The organism is Methylocaldum gracile (genome assembly GCF_053646815.1).
Window position 1 is genome coordinate 2,219,907 of the sequence record NZ_CM132196.1, and the last position, 22,890, is coordinate 2,242,796.

Annotated in this window: 17 protein-coding genes; 6 read left to right on the top strand and 11 right to left on the bottom strand. The window is 60.3% G+C overall.

Annotation, left to right across the window (positions count from 1 at the left end):
• Nucleotides 1-79: 79 nt before the first annotated feature.
• Genes sseA through ACWJJK_RS09855 form a run of 4 tightly spaced genes read right to left on the bottom strand, consistent with a single transcriptional unit; the run spans nt 80 to nt 2,995 of the window.
• Nucleotides 80-934: a 3-mercaptopyruvate sulfurtransferase gene (sseA, locus tag ACWJJK_RS09840; protein WP_077731324.1), complete on the bottom strand. Its 855-nt coding sequence runs from the start codon at nt 932-934 to the stop codon at nt 80-82.
• Nucleotides 935-951: 17 nt separating this feature from the next.
• Complete coding sequence (gene dapE, locus ACWJJK_RS09845) at nt 952-2,082, bottom strand: succinyl-diaminopimelate desuccinylase (RefSeq protein ID WP_077731323.1); 1,131 nt, start codon at nt 2,080-2,082, stop codon at nt 952-954.
• Nucleotides 2,079-2,420, bottom strand: a complete 342-nt coding sequence (locus tag ACWJJK_RS09850; RefSeq protein WP_077731322.1) for an ArsC family reductase — start codon at nt 2,418-2,420, stop codon at nt 2,079-2,081. Before ACWJJK_RS09850 ends, dapE begins: the two co-directional genes overlap by 4 nt.
• Nucleotides 2,417-2,995: a DUF2726 domain-containing protein gene (locus ACWJJK_RS09855; protein WP_077731321.1), complete on the bottom strand. Its 579-nt coding sequence runs from the start codon at nt 2,993-2,995 to the stop codon at nt 2,417-2,419. The genes ACWJJK_RS09850 and ACWJJK_RS09855 overlap by 4 nt, the downstream gene beginning before the upstream one ends.
• 813 nt (nt 2,996-3,808) lie before the next feature.
• Between ACWJJK_RS09855 and ACWJJK_RS09860 the strand changes: the two genes are divergently transcribed.
• Entirely contained in the window at nt 3,809-4,153 is a 345-nt protein-coding gene (locus ACWJJK_RS09860) for a hypothetical protein (RefSeq protein ID WP_077731409.1), read from the top strand.
• Between the two features lie 478 nt (nt 4,154-4,631).
• Here the strand turns inward: ACWJJK_RS09860 and ACWJJK_RS09865 are convergent, their stop codons facing one another.
• The 4 genes from ACWJJK_RS09865 to ACWJJK_RS09880 form a co-directional block, all read right to left on the bottom strand.
• Nucleotides 4,632-5,405, bottom strand: coding sequence for a CpsD/CapB family tyrosine-protein kinase (locus tag ACWJJK_RS09865; protein WP_454128387.1), 774 nt, complete (start codon nt 5,403-5,405; stop codon nt 4,632-4,634).
• 32 nt (nt 5,406-5,437) lie between these two features.
• Nucleotides 5,438-7,189: a GNVR domain-containing protein gene (locus ACWJJK_RS09870; RefSeq protein ID WP_434130549.1), complete on the bottom strand. Its 1,752-nt coding sequence runs from the start codon at nt 7,187-7,189 to the stop codon at nt 5,438-5,440.
• A 17-nt stretch (nt 7,190-7,206) separates the two neighbouring features.
• Complete coding sequence (locus ACWJJK_RS09875; protein WP_454128933.1) at nt 7,207-8,466, bottom strand: hypothetical protein; 1,260 nt, start codon at nt 8,464-8,466, stop codon at nt 7,207-7,209.
• Between the two features lie 61 nt (nt 8,467-8,527).
• On the bottom strand, nt 8,528-9,103 hold the full coding sequence (locus tag ACWJJK_RS09880) for a polysaccharide biosynthesis/export family protein (protein ID WP_454128934.1): 576 nt from the start codon (nt 9,101-9,103) through the stop codon (nt 8,528-8,530).
• Between the two features lie 114 nt (nt 9,104-9,217).
• Between ACWJJK_RS09880 and ACWJJK_RS09885 the strand changes: the two genes are divergently transcribed.
• Nucleotides 9,218-11,608, top strand: a complete 2,391-nt coding sequence (locus ACWJJK_RS09885; RefSeq protein WP_454128935.1) for a tetratricopeptide repeat protein — start codon at nt 9,218-9,220, stop codon at nt 11,606-11,608.
• The gene (locus ACWJJK_RS09890; RefSeq protein WP_454128936.1) at nt 11,605-13,134 is read left to right on the top strand and encodes a tetratricopeptide repeat-containing sulfotransferase family protein; all 1,530 of its coding nucleotides are present in this window, start codon (nt 11,605-11,607) and stop codon (nt 13,132-13,134) included. The genes ACWJJK_RS09885 and ACWJJK_RS09890 overlap by 4 nt, the downstream gene beginning before the upstream one ends.
• A gap of 339 nt (nt 13,135-13,473) precedes the next feature.
• On the opposite strand, the gene ACWJJK_RS09895 is transcribed toward ACWJJK_RS09890, so the two are convergent.
• The 3 genes from ACWJJK_RS09895 to ACWJJK_RS09905 all read right to left on the bottom strand — a co-directional run bounded on the left by ACWJJK_RS09895 (nt 13,474) and on the right by ACWJJK_RS09905 (nt 17,677).
• Nucleotides 13,474-14,241 carry a VPLPA-CTERM sorting domain-containing protein gene (locus tag ACWJJK_RS09895; protein WP_210024186.1) on the bottom strand — a complete coding sequence of 256 codons (768 nt, stop codon included), beginning with the start codon at nt 14,239-14,241 and terminating at the stop codon, nt 13,474-13,476.
• 98 nt (nt 14,242-14,339) lie between these two features.
• A complete protein-coding gene (locus ACWJJK_RS09900; RefSeq protein WP_077731889.1) occupies nt 14,340-16,595 on the bottom strand; it encodes a cytochrome c peroxidase in 2,256 nt (751 codons plus the stop codon).
• 329 nt (nt 16,596-16,924) lie between these two features.
• The gene (locus tag ACWJJK_RS09905) at nt 16,925-17,677 is read right to left on the bottom strand and encodes a VPLPA-CTERM sorting domain-containing protein (RefSeq protein WP_077731888.1); all 753 of its coding nucleotides are present in this window, start codon (nt 17,675-17,677) and stop codon (nt 16,925-16,927) included.
• 586 nt (nt 17,678-18,263) lie between these two features.
• Between ACWJJK_RS09905 and ACWJJK_RS09910 the strand changes: the two genes are divergently transcribed.
• The 3 genes from ACWJJK_RS09910 to ACWJJK_RS09920 all read left to right on the top strand — a co-directional run bounded on the left by ACWJJK_RS09910 (nt 18,264) and on the right by ACWJJK_RS09920 (nt 22,750).
• Nucleotides 18,264-18,755: a TlpA family protein disulfide reductase gene (locus ACWJJK_RS09910; RefSeq protein ID WP_077731887.1), complete on the top strand. Its 492-nt coding sequence runs from the start codon at nt 18,264-18,266 to the stop codon at nt 18,753-18,755.
• 1 nt (nt 18,756) lies between these two features.
• Entirely contained in the window at nt 18,757-18,996 is a 240-nt protein-coding gene (locus ACWJJK_RS09915) for a DUF4266 domain-containing protein (protein WP_077731886.1), read from the top strand.
• Between the two features lie 502 nt (nt 18,997-19,498).
• Nucleotides 19,499-22,750 (top strand): DUF3570 domain-containing protein, encoded by a 3,252-nt coding sequence (locus ACWJJK_RS09920; RefSeq protein ID WP_454128937.1) that lies wholly within the window; start codon nt 19,499-19,501, stop codon nt 22,748-22,750.
• Nucleotides 22,751-22,890 lie beyond the last annotated feature (140 nt).

Below are 22,890 nucleotides of genomic sequence, written 5' to 3' on the forward strand. Positions count from 1 at the left end.
GCTCGACTGATTCGCATAGAGTGACGAAAGGGAGGTCAAAAAACGTCCTATCGATCCGAATTGGCCGCTTTCGAGACTACTAGCCGACGCTTACAGGGGTGTCGCTTAGACCGCCCCATTCGGTCCATGAACCATCGTAGACGGCGACGGATTCACGACCGAGACAATACAAGCCGAGAGCGAGTACCGATGCGGTTACGCCTGTTCCGCATGTGGTGACGATCGGCTTCTCGAAATCGGTGCCGGCATCCTCGAACTCTTTTCGGATCTCGGCAGCGGGCTTCAAACACTGCGTCGACTCGTCGACCAGCCTCTTGAAGAAAAGGTTCTTGCTTCCGGGAATATGGCCCGACCGAATGCCGGGACGAGGTTCGGGTTCCCTACCGGCGAATCGCCCAGGCGAGCGGGCATCGATTATTTGCGTCGCGGTGCTGCCGATCAGTGCTTTCATTTCGTCGAGATTCCGGACCAAGCTAGGGTCGAACGTGGTCTTGAACGGTCGGGTTTCGGCGGTGACGCGGCTTGTATCGACGGGGAATCCCTTCGCTTTCCAGTTTTCCAGTCCGCCATCCAGAACCGACACTCGATCATGGCCGAACACGCGGAAGGTCCACCAGACTCGGGCCGAAGCCATGAAGCTGTTGTTGTCGTAAACGACGACATGGGTCTGATTAGCGATGCCCAGTTGACCGACCGATGCGGCAAAGAACTCGGGGGAGGGCAGCATGTGCGGCAGCGAATTGCCTTGGTCGGCAACGGCGTCGATATCGAAGAATCGGGCTCCCGGAATATGCGCAGCGAAATATTCCTGCTCTGCATCGCGCCCTTGGTTGGGAAGGAAAAATGTGGCATCGAGTATGACGATGTCGGAGGTATGAAGGTGCTTAGCGAGCCATTCCGCACTGACCAGGGGAGATTGCAGGTCTTTTTCCATGATTGGGTCTCTATCCTCTAAGAAGCAAGCAGGTTAACGAGCACCTGCTCGTAAACCTTTGAAAGCTTGTCGATATCCTCGATACGTACGTGTTCGTTGACTTTGTGAATGCTGCCGTTGATCGGTCCCAGTTCGACGACCTGTGCTCCCGTCGGCGCGACGAAACGCCCGTCGGAGGTGCCGCCGCCGGTGTCCGGACTTGCGCGTCGCATAAGAACTGTTTCAAGCGCCTTTTGCGTGGCCTCGATCAGTTCCGGTTGGGTCGTCAGGAAGGGCGCGCCGGATAGCCGCCAGTTCAGCTCGTACCGCAAACCGTGTTTGTCCAAGATGGCGTGAACGCGCTGTTTTATCTGATCCTCCGTCAATGCCGTCGAAAAACGGAAGTTGAACAGGACCTCGAGCCGTCCCGGAATCACGTTTTCGGCGCCGGTTCCGGCCTGAATATTAGATATCTGGAAACTGGTGGGCGGAAAATACTCGTTGCCTTGGTCCCAGACCTCGCTGGTCAACTCCGACAAGGCGGGCGCGAATCGATGAATCGGATTTTCCGCTTTGTCCGGGTAAGCCACGTGGCCTTGCACGCCGAATATGCGCAGGACGCCGCATAGCGATCCGCGGCGACCGATACGGATCACGTCCCCTAGCGAAACGAAACTGGAGGGCTCGCCGATGAGACACCAGTCGATTTTTTCATCCCGATTCTTCAACGTTTCGATGACTTTGACCACACCGTTCGTCGCCGCGCCTTCCTCGTCACTGGTGAGAAGCAGGGCAATCGAGCCTTTATGATTGGGGTACCTGCTGACGAATCGCGTCAGCGCCGTGGTCATGGCGGCGATGCCGCTTTTCATATCCGCCGCGCCTCTTCCGTAGAGCTGACCGTCGCGAATAGTGGGTTCGAAGGGCGGCGAGTTCCAGTCCTCCGAAGGACCCGCGGGCACTACATCGGTATGGCCCAGAAAACAGAGCAAGGGTGCCGATTCGCCTCGCCTCAGCCAGATGTTTCTTGTATCGGCGAAATTGAGCCACTCGGTTTTGAAACCATAGGGCTCCAGCTTGGCAGCGATCAAATCCATGCAGCCTGCATCGTCGGGCGTAACCGAAGGGCGCCGAATCAGCTCGACGGTCAAATCCAAGGTATCGCTCATAGTGTCTTTTCGTACTGCTCCGGCGAAAATCCGCTCAAAATTTTATTGTTTGCTTTCAATACCGGCCGCTTGATCAGTGTCGGGAGCCGAACCATCAATTGCAGCGCTTTTTCGCGGTTTAGATCCAGCCGGTCGGCATCGGAGAGTTGGCGCCAAGTTGTGCTCCGTCGGTTAAGGAGCAATTCCCACCCGAGAGCGCGTTCGATGTCTTCGAGGACGGATAACTCCAATCCGTCCTCCCGGAAATCGTGGAAACGGTAGATTAGGCCGCGCGCATCTAGCCAGGCGCGCGCCTTCTTGCATGTATCGCAGTTTCGAATGCCGTAGAGAACAATCATGGGTCGAACTCGATATCTTCGATACTGGAAATTCGAGGCTCCTTACGGCCGTCCGATTCGACCAGATACAAGGGCTCCTTGCGGACAGCCGAAGCAATGCTTTGTTTGATTTCCATTGCGTCGTAAAACGGTCCGGCTTCGATTCGCACCAAAGGCAGACCAGCGGCGTCGCAGACCGCTCTTAAGGGATCAGCCGGTGTTGCGGCGGTTCGCTTTCCGGATACGGAATGTTCGTAAAGTTCCAAAGCGCAAGCGACGGATAGATCGGTTTTACCGCACAGGACAAAATCGAAACATCGGTCGCCAACTTGCTCGAAGGCTTTTCTTGCGCCATCGCTTGCACCTTCGTCGCGTTGGGAAATGAGCTCGATTACGGGAATTTTGCCAAAAATTTCATAGTCGTCGCCGACGGCCTGTTTTAGGGCGAAAAAGAAAACCCGTTCTTCGGACGAAAACAGAAAATCCTCTCTGCGATATGCGGATTTTCGTGCCTTTTCGGACGATCTCGACGAGCTTCGGACGAACAGCAGCAAGGCAGCAAGAGCGGCGATCCCGACAAGAATCAACCAATTCATTCATTTTCTCCAAAACGCCGTGTTCCCCAAGAGCGGATCTCGTCGGAAAAGCGCCGGGCACCCATCCATCGAAAAGAGCAGCAAATGCTGGAAAGGACAACTCGGCTCGAATATTTACCAGGGAGCTGGTAGACGATGATTGTTTAGTTTGCCGCGCATTATACCGAAAGCGGTTACCTCGTGTGACAGGTCGAAACAGGCAGCGATCCAGCTTGTCCAAGCAGAAGATCTCGATGCGGTGGAAAGAGCTGCAGTCGACCCGTCCTTATCCTTTGCGACTCGCACGAGCTACCGGCCGGGGTGCGAAAAAATAAGTTTCAAAGGATTTTTGCGAAACTTGACGGAATCGAGGCGGGAATTCTGTCTATATAGGCAAGAGAGACTTTCTACGTGAAGCCGCGCGGGTTTTATGGAACTGTTCCGGCAAAAAGAGACCCGACATTTCTGCCGGGTCTCTTGCCGCATGCACTGATGTTGGAGGCACAGTTAGAGCGGCAATAGCAGGGTAGCGCATAAGAGGAATTTTACGCAAGCCGTGCAAATACCCTGAAAGTCGAAAGTCTCTCATGCCTATTGGAACTCGGTTCGAGCGGCGTCGTTTTTTGTGCTCTGTAAGCCGGGTCACGAGGCCGAAGATTGAGCTTATTGGCTTTTTTCGATCCGCGCATTCTGCTCATAAAAGAGGATGGATGCTCTCAGTTCAAAATCAAAGAGCGATTGTCTAGTCGAGACACATCGTTTGCGCTCGGTGCCGCCGGGATATTTCCTACGCCCGACGGACGTCTCTCTCAATCCAAGCGAAAGGAGGCAATAATGGCGTATCGAACACTGGTAGTTCTCGCGAGTGTTGTAACGCTTTCCGCGAGCGTTGCAGTCACGGAGGCTCAGGAGCGGAGCCAGCAACGTTCGCAAACACAGGAACAAATCTATGGCAAGCAATTGATGACAGAGCAAGAGCGTGCCGAATATCGCGATAGAATGCGCGGCGCTAAGACGGCTGAAGAGCGCGAGCAAATTCGCAAGGAGCACCATGAGCGTATGAAGGAGCGCGCCAAGGAGCGCGGAGTGACCATTCCCGACGAGCCTCCGACCGGAAGAGGTGGCGGTATGGGGCCGGGCGGAGGAGGAATGGGCCCCGGGGGTGGCCGTAACCGCTAGCGATAGTTCGCGTAGAAATTATCCTGCACCGGCCCCGCTCAAGGGGCCGGGGGATTGCGACAATCTCTTGAAGACGCAGGAGGCGACGATCGAGGGCTGTTCCGCGCGAATAGGGCATTAGCGGAGGGCGCGCGGCGCTACTGCGATCCTTCAAATCGGAAACCGTGTCTCGGAGAGCGCCGGCGCCGCTCTTTCAATCGCAAACGAGCCTTTCTGCTGGCGCCCAAGCTCCTGCTTGGTGCCTTATCGCCTTATCCGAGAAGCTCTAGCTTTTTCCCGTAGCCGCTGCTAATCGAGACGCACGGGCTTGTCAACATGGGTTCTCCAACGGTCGTTTAGGAACCAGCGCACAGCACTTGAATCGTGTCTCTTCTCGACGCCTGGAATATGGCGTGGCCACCTTTTTCCTCGCGGTGGAAACCCGGCCGGATGACCGGACATCGCTGAGGCCGGGCATCTTTTCCCGCCGGTGGGGCCGTCAGCTGCCCGGTCCGGGTTCGGCCTTGTTGAGGAGGGTGCCGAGGAGGGGGGTGGTGTTGAGGTGGGCGAGGGCCTCTTCGAGTTCGGCGTGGGTGGTGCGGCCGGCCTCGAGCACCAGCAGGGCGGCGTCGACATGGGGGGCGAAGGCGAGGGCGTCGGCGGTGGTCAAGTGGGGCAGGTCGAACACCACGATGCGGCTCGGATAGCGGTGCTTCAATTCGTCCACCAGGCGCGCCATCTTCGGCGAGGCGAGGAGTTCCGAGGCATCGGGCAAGGGCCGGTGGCCCGGCAGGACGACGAAGCGGCCGATGCCCTTGGGGTTGATCAGCAGGCGCTCGATCGGCACATCGTCGAGGAGATAATCGCTGAGCCCGTACTGGGGGGTGAAGCCGAACGCGGTGTGGACGCTCGGATGGCGGAGATTGGCATCGACCAGGAGGACGGTCTGGCTGACGTCGAGGGCGAGGCTCAGGGCCAGGTTGATCGCGGCGACGGTCTTGCCCGCCTGGGGGTTGGGGCTGGTGACGGCGAGCGCGTTCCAGCCGCGCTCGCGGAGGATCTGCAAGACCTTGGTGCGGAGCACCTTATAGGCGTCCACATAGGGGCCGGGCGGGTAGCCGGCGATGAGACGCTGGCGGCGCAGCACCTCGCGGCGGACCTCGATCGAGCGGGTGGTCGTGTACTCGATCCGCTCGGCGGGCGCCGGGACCGCGGGCGATCCGCCGCGCGGACCGGGGGTGGGGGTTGCGAACGAAGGGGCAATCGATTCCATCACGGGCACTCCGGGTAAAAAGAGAGACAGGGTTAGCCGAGGGCGGTGTCGAGCTTCCGAAGACCCCGGAACCAGAGCACATCCAGCGGGGTCCAGAACCAATGGATCAGGCACACGGTCAGGAGCAGGGCGCCGAACCCGAGGCCGGCCAGGATCAGGCGCTGGCGGCTCTGATCGATCGCGAGCTCATCGGTCGTGAGATACGGGACCACCGCGAGCGGGGCGGTGCCGACCAGGGCGGCGACGGCCCGGGCGGTGCGGACGGTCTGATCGAAGGTGGTGCGCAGCGCGATCGTGCCGACCGCGGCGGCGAGGCCCAACAGCAGACCGAGGATGACGATCGCCGGGCGGTTCGGCTTGATCGGCTTTTCCGGCAACAGGGGCGGCTCGATGATGGAAAAGCGCTCGCCCTTGCTTTTGCGCTCCAGCTGCTCCCCGATCTGGGCCTCCATCTGCTTCGCCCTCAATTCCCGATAGCGGTTGGCGGCGTTCTCGTAATCCCGCATCAGGGCCAGATACTGGCGCTCGGTGTCCGGCGTGCGCTGCAGCCGGTCCTGGTAATCGGCCAGCTTCGCCTCGAGTTCGAGCCGGCGCTGTTTGAGCGCCTCGATCTCCTGGCGGGTGCTGGCTTTCTGGGCGGACAGATTCACATAGGCCGGATTGTCCGGCTGGCGGGCGGCGATCGCCCGCGCCGTCGTCTCGGCCGAAGGCTCGGCCAGGGCCTTTTCGTAGGCGGCGATCTTGGCCGTGACGGCGACGACATCGGGGTGATCGGGCGCATGGGTGTCCTCGAGCACCGCCAACTCCCCCTTCAGATGCGCGAGGGTCTTGACCGTGTCGAGCGCGTGATCGACCGGCCCGAGTTCGCGCTCCAGGGCCTCGATCTCGCGCCGCGCCTTCACGACATCCGGGTGCTTATCGGCATACCGGCTGGTCAGGGCGACCAGCTCGGTCTGAAGGTGCTTCAACCGGTCCTGCTTGCTCAGAATGCGCTCCCCGGTGCCCGATACGATCGGCGTCTCCGGGGCGATTTGCGAGAGCTCCGCGTCCAGATAGAGGGCGCGCTCCTGGAGCGTCCTAAGCTGCAGATCGAGCGACTGAAGCTCCTGCTCGGTCTGCTGCAGGAACTGCAAATTCAGCGCCTTCTGCTCCGGCAGGGCGTACAGATGGGCTTCCTTGAACTGCGCCAGCGTCTGTTCCAGCTCGGTGACGTAGGCCCCGATCTGCTCGACCTCCTCGGTGAGGAAATCGGAGGCTTCCTGGGTCTTCTGAGTGCGCGTCTTCAGATTCTCCTCGAGATAGAGCGACGTGATCTCGTTGGCCACCCGCTGCACGGTATCGGGATGGCGGCCGTCGTAGGACAGGCTGAAGGCGATCGTCGCCTTGGTCGGATGGCCGGATTTGGGATCGATGACCTCCGCGCTGATCGGCTGGAAGGCGATATCCTCGCGCATCATCTCGACGATCTCGTCGGTGGTCTTCTTCTGGCGCTCTTTCGCATAGAGATCGAACTTCTCGACGATCGTCAGGAGATGCGCGCGGGTCATCACCCGCTGGCTGATCATCTGCAGCCGCTCGGCGGCATAACTCGTGATGGTGGAGCGGACCAGGTCGGACGGGATCTCCTGCTCCTCGATCAGAATCGTCGCGGTCGAGCGGTAGGTCGGCGGCAACAGCAGCGCGGTCAGGACGCCGAGCGTGAACAGTCCGCCCAGAATCGCGCCGAAGGCGGCGCGATGGCGGCGAAAGGTGGCGAGATAATCGCTGAGTGCTTTTTCTTCCATTGATCGGTCTCTCAAACTCAAAACTGGAATGGGTCGAAGTCGTACTTGAGCGTCACAAAGACGGCATGGGCCTCCTGGCGGCCGGAAAACAAACCGCCGCGCTCCCCGAGATCGCGGAGGGTGTACTGATACGACGCGCCGAGGCGCCAGCGCTCGGTCACGGCATAAGACAGATCGCCGCCGATCCGGTAATACGCCTGGGTCAGGCGATCGCCGTTCGCATCGGGCAGCGACTGATCGGTGTAGGACAGATTCAGGGCGGCGTTCAGGCGCTCCGACACCTGCCGGCGGGCCGTGACCGTCACCCGATCCGACTCGAACAGGGTGCCGTTGATCGAAGGGCTGATCTGATGGGCGTAATTCAGCTCGACGTCCCCGGTGTCGAAGCGCTGCCGCGCGCTCGCGGTGACCAAGGGGCCGAACTGGCGGTCCTTGAGCGTGACCGTCTCCCGGACCGTGACCGGCACCAGCAGCAGCGGGTCCAGGCTGACGATCTGAAAACCGTCGAGGCGCAAGGTTTCCAATTGAGTCTCCGAATCGCTGAACTGACCGCCGCCGGAGACGCCGACCTCGAGCGTCTCGGTCAGGGCGTACTGAAAGCCCGCCAGGGCGTTGAGATAATCGATCGCGCGCCGGTCGGCGCGATAGGCGGTATAAGCCAGCGTCCCCGAGAGCAACAAGCGTTCGGTCAGCTGATGCTCGAGTCCGGACGACGCCGTATGCGCGGTCGAACTGACAAAGGCGAACCCAGCCCGGGCCTCGTAATCCGAGGCCTGATACGCATAGCCCAGGGTCAGCCGGGTGCGCTCGTCCAGCGCATAGGTCCAGGACGGGGCGACGGTGGTTTCAGCCCGCTGCACGCGGGTCAACACGATTCCGACCAGGACATCGGACTGCGACGACAGCAGGGCGTCATCGGTATGGTTCACCGTGAGCGCCCAGCGCGACCGCTCGGTCGCATAATGGGCATCGAGGTCCAGATACTGATTCTGGGTGTCGATGGCGTCGATCGGCGTATAAAAAAGATTTTGCAGGCGCGCCCGGCTCTTCACCTGCCAGTGAGGTTCCGCCGCGACGAGCTGGGTGGTGAAGCCGAGATCGGTGCCGAAGACCGCCTGAGGATCGAGCCGGTCCGGCAACAGCTGGATATTGGAATGATACTGCTGGCTCACGCTGGCCGCCGCCTCGAGGTGCCAGTCCACGCCGAAGCCCGGGCGGGCGACGGCCATACCGAGCCCCACGCCGGCCCAGGCCAGCCGCTGAATCGTCCCCCGCATGCTCAGCCGCCTCGCGCGCGCCTGGGGCCGGCCGGATCGCGCCTCACGCGGGCCCGGCGCCTCAACGGACAACCACGACGTCGCCGTTCATCAGCAGAATGTTCTGCTCCAGGTCCTCGCCGGCGGCCACGGCATCGTAATCGAACGGCAGGGGCGTGGTCTGATCGCCCCGTTGGCGGAGGATGGTGATGTCGTCGCGGTCGGCGAACGGGTTGAGCCCGCCGGCGAGCGCCAGGGCGTGCATCACGGTGACCCGGCCGGGGGTGACGAACTCGCCGGGTTTATTGACCTTGCCGACCACATAAATCTTCTGGCTGGTGGTGATCACCGACACCGAGACGACCGGGTCGGCGAGGTACTCGCTCAAGCGTTCGGTGACGGTGGCGCGGACGTCCTCGACGGTGAGGCCGCCGGCCGCGAGGTCGCCGACCAGGGGGAAGGAGAGGCCGCCGTCGGCGCGGACCAGGACCTGTTTGGTGAGGCCCTCCTCGCGCCACACCGAAATCTCCAGCACGTCTCCGGGGACAATGCGGTAGTCCTGTGGCATTTGCAGTAGTGGTGTGGGATTTGCCGCATCCGCCGAGACGCTGCCGGCGGCGATGAACAGTACGATGAGCGTGAATAGTTGTCGATACATGCTTGTTTTACTGGCATAGAGAACGCAACTTACGTGCAAATTAGGGGCCAAGATGGATCGGCATCAAATTTGTAAGCAGGCTCACTCTCACTGTTGTATTCCACGGAGTTTGTTATGAAGTTCAGATTGACTCGGCCCGTTCCGGCCTGGGTGGTGGTGGCCTGGGTGTTGACCGCGTGCGGCGGGGCGGAGGAGCGCAAGGCCGCGCACCTGGCGCGCGGCCTCCAGTATGTCGAGGCGCAGAATCTGGACAAGGCCAAGGTCGAGTTCAAGAACGTCCTGCAGATCGACCCCAAGGCCGCGAGCCCCTATTTCTACCTGGGCCGGATCGAAGAGGACCAGAAGCACTGGCGCGAGGCGTTCGCCCTCTATCAGAAGGCGGTCGAACTCGACCCGACCCACCGCGACGCCCAGCTCAAACTGGCGAAGTTCTACCTGTTGGCGAAGGACGCCGCGAAAGCCCAGGAACTCCTGGGGCCGGTGGCCGAGGAACGGCCCTCGGACCTCGAAGTGCGGATGCTGAAGGCGGCGATCGCGAACCTCCAGGGGGACAGCGCGTCGATGCGGGCGCAACTGGAGGCGATCGTGGCGGAGCAGCCGGCCCGGCCCGACCCCTATCTGGTGCTGGCCCTCCATTGGGCCCAGCAAGGACAGCCGGCCGAAGCGATCGGGGTGCTCGAAACCGGGCTCAAGATCCAGCCGAACCAGCCGGCGCTGCTGATGGCGCTGGCGAGGCTGCACCAGCAACAGGGCCAGGCGGAGGCGGCGGAAGAGACCCTCAAGGCCCTGATCGCGGCCCAACCCGACCGCCTCGAACACCGGGGGCTGCTGACCGAACTTTACCTCAAGCAGCGTCGCTTCGACGCCGCGGAAGCAACGCTCCGCACCGCCCAGAAGGATTTCCCCGAGGACCCGAGAGCACCGCTGTGGCTCGCCGAGTTTTTCGTGAAGCGCGGCGACGGGGCGCGGGCGGTCAGCGAACTGACCGCGGTCATCGCGGCCCGCCCGACGCACACCGCCCTGCGCTTCGGGCTCGCCCAGGTGCACCAACAGCTCGGCGAGGCCGATCAGGCGGAAAGCGTCTACCGCGCCCTGATCGCCGACCACGAAAACCAGCCGGACGGCTTCAAGGCCATGACGCAGCTGGCGGAGCTTTTGGCGAAGCGCGGGCGGAGCGACGAGGCGCGGGACCTGGTGAAACAGGTGCTGGCGGAAAACCCCAAAGACCATCCGGCGCTATCGCTTGAAGGCCGGCTGGCGCTGGCGCGGCGGGAGGCCCAGGACGCCATCGCCGCGTTCCGGGCCTTGTTGAAAGATCAGCCGGAGTCGACCGAGGTGCTGACCCGGCTGGCCCAGGCCTATCTCCTGGACGGCAAGCCCGCCCTGGCCCAGGAACAGCTGGACAAGGCGGTGGCCGTGAATCCTGCGGACTACCGGCTGAGGAAACTGCTGGTCGAATTCCTGGTCGGGCAGAAAAACCCCAGCCTGGCCCTCGACAAGCTCAACGAATTCCTCAAGCAACAGCCGAAGCACCTCGACGGGCTCAACCTCAAGGCGGACCTGCTGGTGGCGAGCCAGCAGACGGACGCCCTGGAGCCGCTCCTCAAGGAGATCAAGGACCGCTTCCCCGATAAAGCCGTCGGGCCGTTCCGCCTGGGCCAACTCTACCAAAGCCGGAAACAGCCCGAGGCGGCGCTGGCGGAATACGAAACGGCGCTTTCCCGCGCCCAAAACGACTACGAGCCCTTGAAGGCCATCGTCGGGCTCCACCTCGCCGCGCAGCAGCCGGAGAAGGCGCTGGCGCGGATCCGGAAAGCCCTGAAGGACGATCCGAAGCACCCGACCGCCCACCAGTTACTGGGGCTCTACCATCTGGCGCGAAAACAGGAGACGGAGGCCATCCAAGCCTTTGAGCGGGCGATCGAGATCCATCCCCAATGGCGGCTGCCGTACCACAACCTTGCCGCGGTCCATGAGCAGAAAAAGGACCTGAAGGGCGCGGCGGCGGCCTACCGGCGGGCGCTGGTGGCGGCGCCCGAGGACCGCGCGGCGCGGATGGGACTGGCCAGGGTCCTGGAGCGCAGCAAGGACTGGGCGGGGGCCATGGCGGAATATGAGGCGGTCCTGGCCCGCAACCCGAATGACGCGCTGGCGCGCAACAACCTGGCCGCCCTGCTCAGCCTGGATGCGGCCGACCGGGACAAACTCCAGCGGGCGCTGGCGTTGGCTCAGCGGTTCGAGACGGCGACCGAGCCTGCGTTCCTCGACACGCTCGGCTGGATTTACCGGCAGTTGGGCGAGTTGACGACGGCGCGGCCGCTGTTGGAAAAGGCCGTGGCGCAGGCGCCCGAGGTACCCATTTTCCAGTATCACCTCGGCATGGTGTACCTCCAGGCGGGCGATAAGGCCCAGGCCAAGGAGCGCCTGGAAAAGGCCGTGGTCAAGGACAGCGATTACCTGGGCCTCGAGGAAGCGAAACAGGCCCTTGCAGGCGTTTCCGAATGACAAGCTTCATACAGCGCGGTTATGCCGCCATCCAATCCCGAAACACGGCAGAAGCCGCCACGTGGTTCGAAAAGGCGGTGGCGGAAAATCCGAAAGACGCGCAGGCCAAGGCTTGCTTGGGACAAGCCTTATGCTGGCTGGGTAGACGCGATCAAGGCATCGTCCATTTGCGCCAGTCCGGTCAGTTATTGCTGAAAAAAGCGCGCAAGAGCCGGGATATCGGTTTGCTGCTCGGGCTTACCGAGCAGCTGCAATTCTGGAACGATTATCGGGGATCGCTGGAATTGGCGAAACAGGCGGTGCAGATCGATAGTTCGCAGGTTCGCGGTTTTCAACTGCTGACGCTTGCCCACTCGAGGTTGAATCAGAACAAATCGGCATTGGCGGCTTGCCGGCAGGCGGTCAAACGGGCGCCGCATAGCGCTATGCTGCAAATTTTATTGGCGAGCCTGGAAACGGCCGACGGGAGTTGCGACGAAGCAAAACAAAGGCTCGAAAACGTTTTGAAAGGTTTTCCGACGCCTGAAGAAAGATTCCGGGCGCATAAGGAATTGGCGCGGATACACGACAAGCTCAAGGCATACGACCAGGTGTTCGGCCATTTGCACGCTGCCGCGGATGCGTCCGCCTTGCTGCCGGAAGTCAGAAAGCAGGATGCCGCTCTAGTTCCGAATTTGATCAGAACCAACACCGCCGGTTTTACTCGGGAACTGCTGGCTCGCTGGTCGGAAACCGCGCTTCCGCAGGATCATCGAGCGCCCCCGGTGTTCCTCGTGGGGTTCATGCGCTCGGGGACTACGCTCACTCAGGAAGTTCTGGATGCCCACCCGGATGTTTTCGTTGCCGACGAAGCGGACTTGATTTTCGCCTTGGGAAAGGAACTGGACCGCATGTCCGGGTCGACCGGGACGACGCCCGAACAGCTTGGGAAGCTCGATCTGGCCGGCGTGACGCATTTGCGCCGGTTCTACTGGAACCGGGCGCGGGAACGGTTCGGAGACAAGATCGACACACGGATTTTCGTGGACAAGACTACGATGAATACCATCGACCTGGGACTCATCAATTGCATTTTTCCGGAGGCCAAGCTTGTTTTCGTCATGCGCGATCCGCGCGATGTGTGCTTGAGCTGTTTCATGCAGACCATGATTCCGAACCCCTCTACCGTCCAACTGCTGAGCTGGAAGGGAACGGCGGCCTTTTACGCGCAGGTCATGGAGTGGTGGATGTGCATGAAAACGCGGATGACGCTGGATTTCGTCGAATTCCGTTACGAGGATGCCGTATCCGGATTCGAGACGACCTTCCGCGAAGTGTTCGCCTTTCTCGGGCTTTCCTGGGATCCGGCGGTTGCCGATTTTCACAAGCGGGCGGCGGGAAAATACATCAATAGCCCCAGTTTCAACCAGGTGGCGCAGCCGCTTTACGCCTCGTCGGTCGGGCGCTGGCGATATTACGAACCGGAGTTTGCGCAGGTGTCCGAGATCCTCATGCCGTTCGTCGCCGGCTTTGGATACGATCCCTGAGGATTTGAGACATATTCGTTTAGAGCATTTTCCGGCTAGGCTAGCGCCCCCAAGGCGCAGTAGGTCGGCAATCCTTTGCCGACACGACGAGACATCTTTGTCGGCAAAGGGTTGCCGACCCACGATTATAGTGTTGGCGTGGAAGCTGGCTTCAGCCGACGATAACTCCAAATCGCTTTCAATCCGGTATTCATTTTTGCCGGGCGGGTGAGGCCGCGAGACCGTAACCCACCGAGCGGCCTTGAATCGGTGGGTTACGCTCCGCTAACCCACCCTACGATTCATGTTCACTCGAATGTCGAATGGAATAAGTAGGTCGGAAATCCGTTTCCGACGGAATCAGGCCATCGCTTTCCGTTTTCTCATGCTCGAAAACGTCAAAAGGCCCGTGATAAAGAACCAAACGGCCGCAGGAAGGGGAACCGGCGAAGCCTGCAGATTGCCGTTGATCCACACGTCGGCGTGAAGACCTTCCGAGGCATTCGGGCCTAGGCTGAAAAGCAACGGCCCCGATGAGCCTGACGTTGCCGCATTATCCAGACCGTATACCGAGGCATTCACGAAACCAAAGCCCAGACTGGGAGAAACATTGGTGAAGCCCGGAAGGAAACTGTCGGAACTGCTGGTCCTGAAGTAGTCGAGAAATATATCGGTGTCCGCAGACTGCCCGCTGGCGGTAGCAGTCAATTCGAAATCCAGAGCAAGTTCGATGGCATAGCTGTCGCTGCCGAGGTTGTTGAAATCCAGGCGGAACCACCCCAGGTGGGAAGAGGCTACCGTACCATCGGTTACATTGCCGCCTACTGCGAATGTCCGACTGAAACTGGTTTCGACGCTAACCGGGCCCACGGTTGGATTGTCGGCTGCGATTGCGCCGTCACCGGTGGTCGCCACATAGGAATCGGGAGCGCCCGCCTGCTCGAAATAACCGAGAATTTGGAGTCCCGACAAGTCACCCGGATTGTTGAGGTTGGTGATGTTAGTGATGGTATAGGTCAGTGTCGCGTCGCTGCTGAACGCACTGGCCGCCAGTGTCGTTTGGGCGCTCGACAAACCCATTACCACCAAGGTGGCTAGTACTTTGTAGTTTTTAGTAAGCGGTTTCATGCATATCTCCTAAAAATAGAGGCCGGTGCGAATGAAAGCCGGGCACTCATTGATTGCCCGGCTTTCGATCCGCGGCAGCCGGATCCATTTCGGCCTGACTACGGTTCCAAATAATTTTCGAACGGCAGAATCGGATCGGTCGCGCCGTTCGCCCCAACCGCCGGAATCGTCAAGGTGTCCTCTGTAGCCAAATTTGGATCCAGCGGATTGCCCGCAGTCACGGATTGGCTATCTCCGCTGTGCCCATGGGGTACGACGATCTCCGGATGATCGAACGGCGCCTTTTCGTAACGTACCCGGTCGTCGGTAAAGGTTTTCAGGAAGGCGAGCAGATGCGAGCGTTTAATGGGATTCTCGGCCAACGTGACACTGTCCATTAACGAATGCTTATCGGGATTGTTGACATTGCCGAACCGGGAGTAGAACTCGAGGACTTCTTCCAGGGTGGCCATGCTGCCGTTATGCATGTAGGGCCCCGTCAGTTCGATATTCCTTAGCCCTGGTATTTTGAAAACCGCTTTCTTGGCCACGGCCAACTTGCCCGGTGCCGAAACGAGAGCGGCATTTGCGGCCGCAATGGTGGGACTGTATTTGCGTAGGGAATTCAGGCAGTTTTGATCGCGCAGCACACCCTCACGGCTGCCGTCGATTTCTATGCCGTCGGGTATGGTGAATACTGTGGAAATCACGCTATTGGTGTTTAACGCAAGAGGCGTCAGAAAATCGCAACTGCGGACGTTGTCGACGCCCGGATCGACTATCCCTGAATCATTGCCGAGCAAATATTGAACGTACTGATCGGAGAACGACAAGGGATTACCGAAATCGTCGACGCCTCCTACCCCCGGATCGGCATCCGGATCGCCGACGCCGGTATTTGCGAAACCCATATCCATCAACCGCTGGCCGCCTGAAGCGACATCTCGGATAACGACATTAACATCGCGGTTGATGCCGGCAGCCGCGGCTCCGTTCGAGGGGCCAAGAGCATTGGGACCGTACTCGATCAAGCTATGATCCGGACCGAAATACATACCCGGCGTGGGCGTCACCAAAGTGCTGTTCGTGACCATGGCGGCGGTGGTCATGGTCGGGCCGGCATGACACAGGTTGCAGTGATTGTCCACGAAGGTCTGGAATCCATCCGTCAACACGTCGATTTCTTCCTGAGTCTTGCCCATGCCCTGCCAGGTTGGCCTGTGCGTCTGCGGATCGCGAGGCGACAAGTCGATGGGGGCTTGATCGGATACCAGCGTGGACTGATAAAGCTGAAGCGCTATGCCGAAAAACATGGAAAAGTTGGCTTCCATCTGGTTGTAAGGCGTTTGCCCGGAAGGCGCGCCGAACGGACCAAGGCCGCCGTAAGACCAGTACTTCGGATTGAATGCCTGAGTGATCATGTTCTTGTAGGTCGTGCTCAGTCCGGGTTTCAGAGTCCCCGGCGAACTCAGGCTGAATGGTCCCAGTACACTGTCTTCATGATGGACCTTCTGATACTGCAAGGGCTGGCGCAGCAGCAGCTTTCTGCCAATGGCCGGCCACGTGCGCTGCCTGCAACTCATTTCCGAATCGCTCAACGGAGGCCCCATGGCCTGAGAGGCGAGCGAGGAGTTTTCCAGATGCAAGCGCTGCTTGACCACGCTTCGGGCGTTGATTTTTACCCAGACCCCGGCATCGGGATCGCGGTCGCCCCAGGGACTGCTGCCGTTGAAGATGTTGTTGGCTCGGCCGTCCCAGAAATTGCGGTGGTTGAACACGGCGTTGATGACGGTGGGCGTGTTCCTGGGCTCGACCCGTCTCGTGCCGACATGATTGACGTGAAACACGGGATCGGCGCTGCGGGCACATTGATCGCTCGTGCCGGTGAATTTCGAAGCGCCGATAAAGTCACCGCTGAACGTGCCGGCTGAAGAAACGACGTCGTCGGTCGCGAAAGCGACTCCGCTTTCTTGATGCAAGGGATCGTTGAACCGGAAAGTCGGAAAGTCGTTGCGGGTCAATGTGTGGTTGGCGCCCCCGGAGCCCGACGGCAGTGCCTCGAAAGTTTGGCCGGTCGGACTGCTGCTCTTTTCCCCCGGATTCAGCTGATTCTTGACGCGCCGATCCGCCCCGGCATGGTAATGGCAGGAGGCACAGGCCATGCCGTCGCTGCCGACGTTCATGTCCCAAAACAGAGCCTTGCCCAGGGCGATGGCCATGTTCTTGTTGACGACGATGGGATCGGAGCCGTCCAAGAGACCCGGAACCGGCGGAATGGGCACCTTTTGCAAGGGCATGGGCTCTGGGCCGTGGGCGAACGCCGACTGCGCGATCAGCAGGCAAACCCCCAAAAGGACGTAGTTGATAGACCGCATGTTTTTACCTCGAAGTTGGCGGCCTTAGAACCTCTCCCCCGAGGTTCCGCCGCGGGAAACGCTTATCCATGTTCGTAAAAAGCGGGGCAGGGACCAATGTCCTTACCCCAATACCGTTTGTCTAAGATTTTTCCGTTCGGGTTGAGCGCAGCCCTTTGGAGCGTAGCGGAGAAGGGCGAAGTCGAAGCTCCGGAGAGGCCGTTCATCCTTCGACTTCGTCCCGCGCACCATATAAGCGATGGCGCGGAACTACGCTCAGGGTGAACGGTGTCTTCTGTCTGAACGAACGGCATTGCCTCTGCCCCGCTCGAACACCATTACCGGCAAAATCAAGCGACCGCCAGGCCCGCTTTCCGTCTGCCGAGCGACACCAAACCCATCAAACCGGTGCCGAAAAGCCAGACCGCGGCGGGAATGGGGACGGCACTGACAGGAGCGCTCAGCGTAATGTTGTCGATTCTTAAATCAAACCTTTTGCCGTCCTCCGGCACAATCGGGTAGCCCTTATAGTGGATCCAGAAGGCATCGATGTTTTCGAACGCCTCATCGAGGGTCAGTGTGCCGTTGAAGCCGTTGGCCACCGTCTGATAAGCGACCACGGTTGGGTAGTTGGTGCCGTCGCCAGCGGCGAGGTCCGGGTTCAGGGCCATATTGAACCCCAGGATTTCCCAGACATCGTTGGGGCCGGTCCCCGGATTGGCGTTCTTGATCGGCGCCTGAAACTCCATGGACGTGAGGCTGAACGCGGAGCTGTCCTGGGCTCGTACGTAGATGCCGGGGGAGTCGGGATGGTACTGGAGCAAGGTGCTGAAGTCCCCATCATACCGGTGCAGGTGGGCGTTCGGGTCGGGGTTGCTAACAGTGCCGATCGCAAACCCATCCTCGAAATAACACCCGGCCGAACCGGCGCCGGCACAAGTGCCGCCCGGCTCAGGCGCCAGATTAGCTTTGCCGTAGTAGGCCGCGAACGTCATGGCTTCGAAATCGATCGTGACGGGGTCTACGATGGCGGCCCCAGCGGTGCCGGTGGTTAAGGTCAGCGCGGAAAATATCATTCCGGCGATTGTCTTCGATTTGTTCATCTAAAAATCTCCATAGCGTATGAATCCGGTATCCCCATTCGTCCAGGACAGATATGGCCCGGCGAAATAAAGAATTCCGCGACAAAGGACCGGGCGTGCGATGCCGACGACCGGCCGGTGAAACGCTGACCCAGCCGGTTCCCGGCTAAATCAGGAGGGTGCGGCCGCTGCGTTACTATCCTGCGACAAGGACCATTCCCCCGCGGCAGTAACGAGCAAAATACATACCACGCCCAATTCGTCTGAAGGCCGTTACTGCCGTTCCGGGCAAAACCCGCTCACCCGCTTTAAACCACACCTGCGCGATGGATATTCCATAAGATCGGACTTGGGGGAAGCGTTCGAGTCGAGTGTGGGATTTGAAGCCTCTATCTGGGTCATATGCCTCATGGCCGAGGAGCGGCGGTCCGCTTCCGGGGCGGGCCGAGGACGAGCCCTGAGGTCGCGATGCAGGCTCTAGCGTACGTCCGGCGGCGGAGGCAAGTACGTGGCGCTGTCGGCGCCGCGATCTCGTAACCGATGGCACAGCCTGTGCTACCTAGGGCGGTGGTTAACAGCCTGTCACCTCGGATTTACATGCAGAACAATGAAAACATTTCTTCTATCGGCTCTTCTGCTGCTCGGCTGCAGCGCTTCGGTTTATGCCGTTCAAGAGGGATCGTCGGTACCCGGGTGCCCCGCGGCATTACCCGGCAATAACGAAAAACTGGACTTCGGGGCTTATAAAGGCAAAGTCGTGCTTGTCGACTTTTGGGCCACTTGGTGCCCGCCGTGCAAGAAATCCATGCCTTTTATTAACGGATTGCGCAACGAACGTCTGAAGGACGGATTCGAAGTCGTTGCCATCAACGTGGACGAAAACACCGAGGACGCTCTGCGATACCTCGAAGCCCACCCGGTGGATTACGTCACGGCGTTCGATGCCTCGGGCGAGTGTCCGCGCGTTTTCGAGGTGAAGGCCATGCCGTCGTCTTATCTTGTCGACAAACAGGGCAAGGTGCGCGCGATTCATCTCGGCTACCGCGACGAGGATCAGGACGCTATCCGCAAACAAGTAGACGCGCTCTTGGGGGAATGAGATGACATTCTTCCGAAAGCTTCGACTGGCGCGTTTGCGGCAGCCGATTCTGCTCTGCGCCCTCGTGATTTGCCAGGGCTGCACCAGCGTCGCGCCGTGGGAAAGGGGCACTCTGGCCAAGCCGGAGATGTCCATTACGCCCGATCCCAGCCTGACCGGCTTGCGCGACCACATTTTCTCCAGCAAGGAAGGCTCGCAAGGTGGACATGGCGGCACCGGGGGCGGCTGTGGCTGCAACTGATCCGCATTCATCGCCTCTCTGCCGATTTGCTCGCCGCGCCGCGTCGGCGGGTCAATGCTTCAGCGGAGAATGGGCTTTTCCACTCCGCCTTTCGCGTCGGCTTGGTTCAGGCGGCGTCCGGAAGGGATTCCCGACCTACTCACAGTACGTCCGCTGGCGACTCGATGTAGGTCGGCAATCCTTTGCCGACTTCTCGGCATGGGTTCCCAAACAGGAGTTTGGGAACCAGCGTAAGGGATTCCCGGCCTACGGCCCGGCGGCTCGACATAGTTCGGCAATCCCTTGCCGACGGCTCGCTTGGCGCGGTCGGTGTCGGGAAGGGATTCCCGACCTACGGCCCGGCGGCTCGACATGGTTCGGCAATCCCTTGCCGACGGCTCGCTTGGCGCGGTCGGCGTCGGGAAGGGGTTCCCGACCTACGGCCCGGCGGCTCGACGTAGGTCGGCAATCCCTTACCGACGACGATGTTAGCGCCGTCCTCGCGAAGAAGGGGGCGTGAGAAATGCCGGTCAAATCGGAAAAGCCCAAGGCGCTTCTCGCCTTGACGACCGCCGCCCTCGCCCTGCCGGGCATGGATGTCTCGGCCGCGGTTCCGGTCGCGCAAGCGCAAGGTAATGTCCACTTCGGTTATTACGAGGAAAGCGATGACCGAATGCAGGTCGAGGTTTCCCACGGCGATTTCATTGTTCCGGTTTCCGACCGGCTCGAATTCACCTTCAGCATCGACCGCGATACCTACAGCGGCGCCACGCCGGCGTTCAGCATCCCGGCGACCATGGCGGATCAGCCCAAGTACAAGCAAAACACTGACGGAACGCCGGCCAGCGATCCGACACCGGCCGATGTCGTTTCGGCGGCTTCCGGGGGCGTCACTGCCGGTGGGTTGACTGTTCTCGGCGGGCTCAATGCGTACAAAGCATTCTGGGACAGCAAGGATGCGTCTGAGGCGGACGCCAGCGCGGCGTTAGCACAGTGGAAAGCCGCCAATCCCGAACCTCCGTCTCCGCCGTCAACGCCGACGATCGACAATGTGACGATCGATTTCGAGAACATGACATTCGCGGCCTACTACGGCAAAGCCAACGCAGCGCCTGAGCCGGGCGGCAGCTGCGCCGGCATCGGTTCGGACGGCTGTTATTTCGAGGATGGGTTTGCGATCGGCACCGTGAACGACCCCACAGCCCCGAACGCCCACCTGCATCGGCTGGACGGAGACTTCAGCACCTTGCTCCAGTACCATCCCGATTCCGCCGGCATCTACGTGCGCGCCTTGGACGGTTCGGCCTTCAGCCTCGACTCTATGGAGTTTTACGCGCGGATCAAGTCAGGGAATCCGGGGACCGGCCCCAACGATGTCTGGGAAATCCTGGGGTTCAATACGGCCCTGAACCCGGACCTCGCCGCCGGCGACGGCACTAACTACGACGCGACCCGAGTGGCTTATCAGATCGTGGCCAACGGCTTCCAGGGCGCATTGACCCTGAACGAGGCGTTCGAAAACATCAACGCGTTCTGGATCCATTACAAGGGCTATCCGCAGACTCCCACGGACGGCAAGCGGTTCGATGTGCAACTCGATAACATCAATCTCTCTGGCGTTACCCTACCTAGCGAAAGAACCGAGGAACAGAAAGCATGGGACCAGAAGCTCGCAGCGGAGATCCAGAGACTCACCAAACTTGCCGTTATCTCACGATATCGCGCGGTTCTCGACAGCCTAGTGCCCAAAGGCACGAAACCGGTCCAGCGGTTCCAGACGCAACCGCGCGAAACGCGCACCATGCCGGTATTCGGCGCCAAATACTATTTCGACGAGGCCACGCTTGCCCTCTCCGGCGGCTATTCTCTCGAGCCGGATTTCAAATCGAGTTTCGGCTCGATCAATCTGAGCCACGAATTCAACCAGAAACATACTACGGTATCGGCGGGATACAGTCTGACCAGCAATGACATCAGCCGAGGCACCGTCCACTCAACTGACAGCGAACACTCGCATGACAACGATGATTCGCCCAATTACCCGGAGCTGCGCGAAGAGAGCGTTTTCCACGGCTTCAGTACCAGCATCGCGCAGGTGTTGGGCAAGAACACATTGTTTCAGGGCACGGCCAGCTACACCAACCAGAGCGGTTATCTCACCAACCCATATAAGTACGTTTACGTGCGCGGGGAAATTACGCCCGAGGAGTACTATGAGATTTCGCAGGCGAAAGCGGGCACAATCGACTGGAAATCCGTGACCAATCTCGAAGTCGTGGGGATCGAGCTGTTTCGGGAAAGACGGCCCGACGAGCGCAACCAGTGGGCCTTCTCCGGTCGATTGAACCGGCATATACCGGCGCTGGATGCGTCCCTGCATTTCGATTACCGGTACTACTTCGACGATTGGGGCATCGATTCTCACACCTTCGAGCTGAAGTGGTATCAGCCACTGCCCTTCGGCATCATGGCTGCGCCGAGCATCCGCTATTATTCGCAGTCGCAAGCCGACTTCTTCGCTCCATATTTCCTTGCGCCCAGAGCCGACGGCTATTATTCGAGCGATTTTCGCCTGTCCGGCTTCGGCGCCCTGAGCGGCGGCATCACGTTCAGCAAGCAGTTCACCAAGGGCATTCGGCTGGAAGCGGGCTTCGAATATTACAGCCATGCCGGCGATCTGAAGCTGGGCGGGGGCGGCGCGGGCGATTATGCCGATTTCAACTATTTCCTGGCTCACGCCGGGCTTAACGTCAATCTGTCGGCGCCCGGCTCATTCTCGGGCGGCCACCACGAACACGGCTCGCACCATTACGGGCATAACATGCCCGCCGGCATTATGTTCGGCCATATGATGGACCAGGCCGACAGCTTGATGGCGGGGTATCGCTACATGTACAGCAATCAGGCGGGGGATATGCTGCACGGCACCAGCAGGGTCGGCAGTCAAACGCTGATCGGCAGCGCCTGCGGCAACTCGGGATGTCTCTCCCGGCCGAAAGACATGACCATGCACATGCACATGCTGGACATCATGTATGCGCCGACCGACTGGCTGAACCTGATGCTGATGCCCCAGCTCGTCGACATGGAGATGGAGTCGAAGCCGTTGCCGGGGGCTCCGGAAGACGACGAGCACGGCGGCGGGCACAGCAGCGACGGATTCGGCGATACCTTGATGGTGGCATTGATCAAGCTGTTCGACGTGTCCGGGCACCGCCTCAATCTGGGACTGGGGGTCAGCGCGCCCACGGGCGATGTCGACATGACCGTGGATGGCGGGGCTACGGAGGACGGTGAATTACAGGATTACAGTATGCAACTCGGCAGCGGCACCTGGGATTTCAAACCCAGCCTGACCTATACCGGACAGGCGGACAAGTGGTTCTGGGGCGCGCAGGTGAGCGGCACCAAGCGGCTCGAAGGCAGAAACAAGTCGGGTTATGCCCTGGGCGACGTATTTCAGACCACCGCCTGGGGCGGCTACAGCCTGACGAACTGGCTGTCGGCTTCGGTGCGCGGCGTTTACACCGTTCAAGGTTCTATCCGTGGCGAATTCAACCGCGAGCATTCGACCACCGCGCCGGTGGACTTCCCGTCCAACTACGGCGGACGCTATTGGGATGTGGGGCTGGGTCTCAATCTTTCAGTACCCAGCGGCGATTTCGCCGGCCACAATCTCAGCGTCGAGTGGTTGCAACCGGTGTCGGACGATGTCAACGGTTATCAGCTGGAGCGTACCGGGACACTGGCCGTTACCTGGAATTATGCGTTTTGATGGGCCGGGTTGGTTTCGGGATCGATTTACGGCCTGTGGGAGCGGATTTTAGCCCGCGATAGTTCGTAGGTCGGCAATCCGTTGCCGACAAACCCCTGTGCCAAGCTGGGGCGTCGGGAAAGGATTCCCGACCTACTACT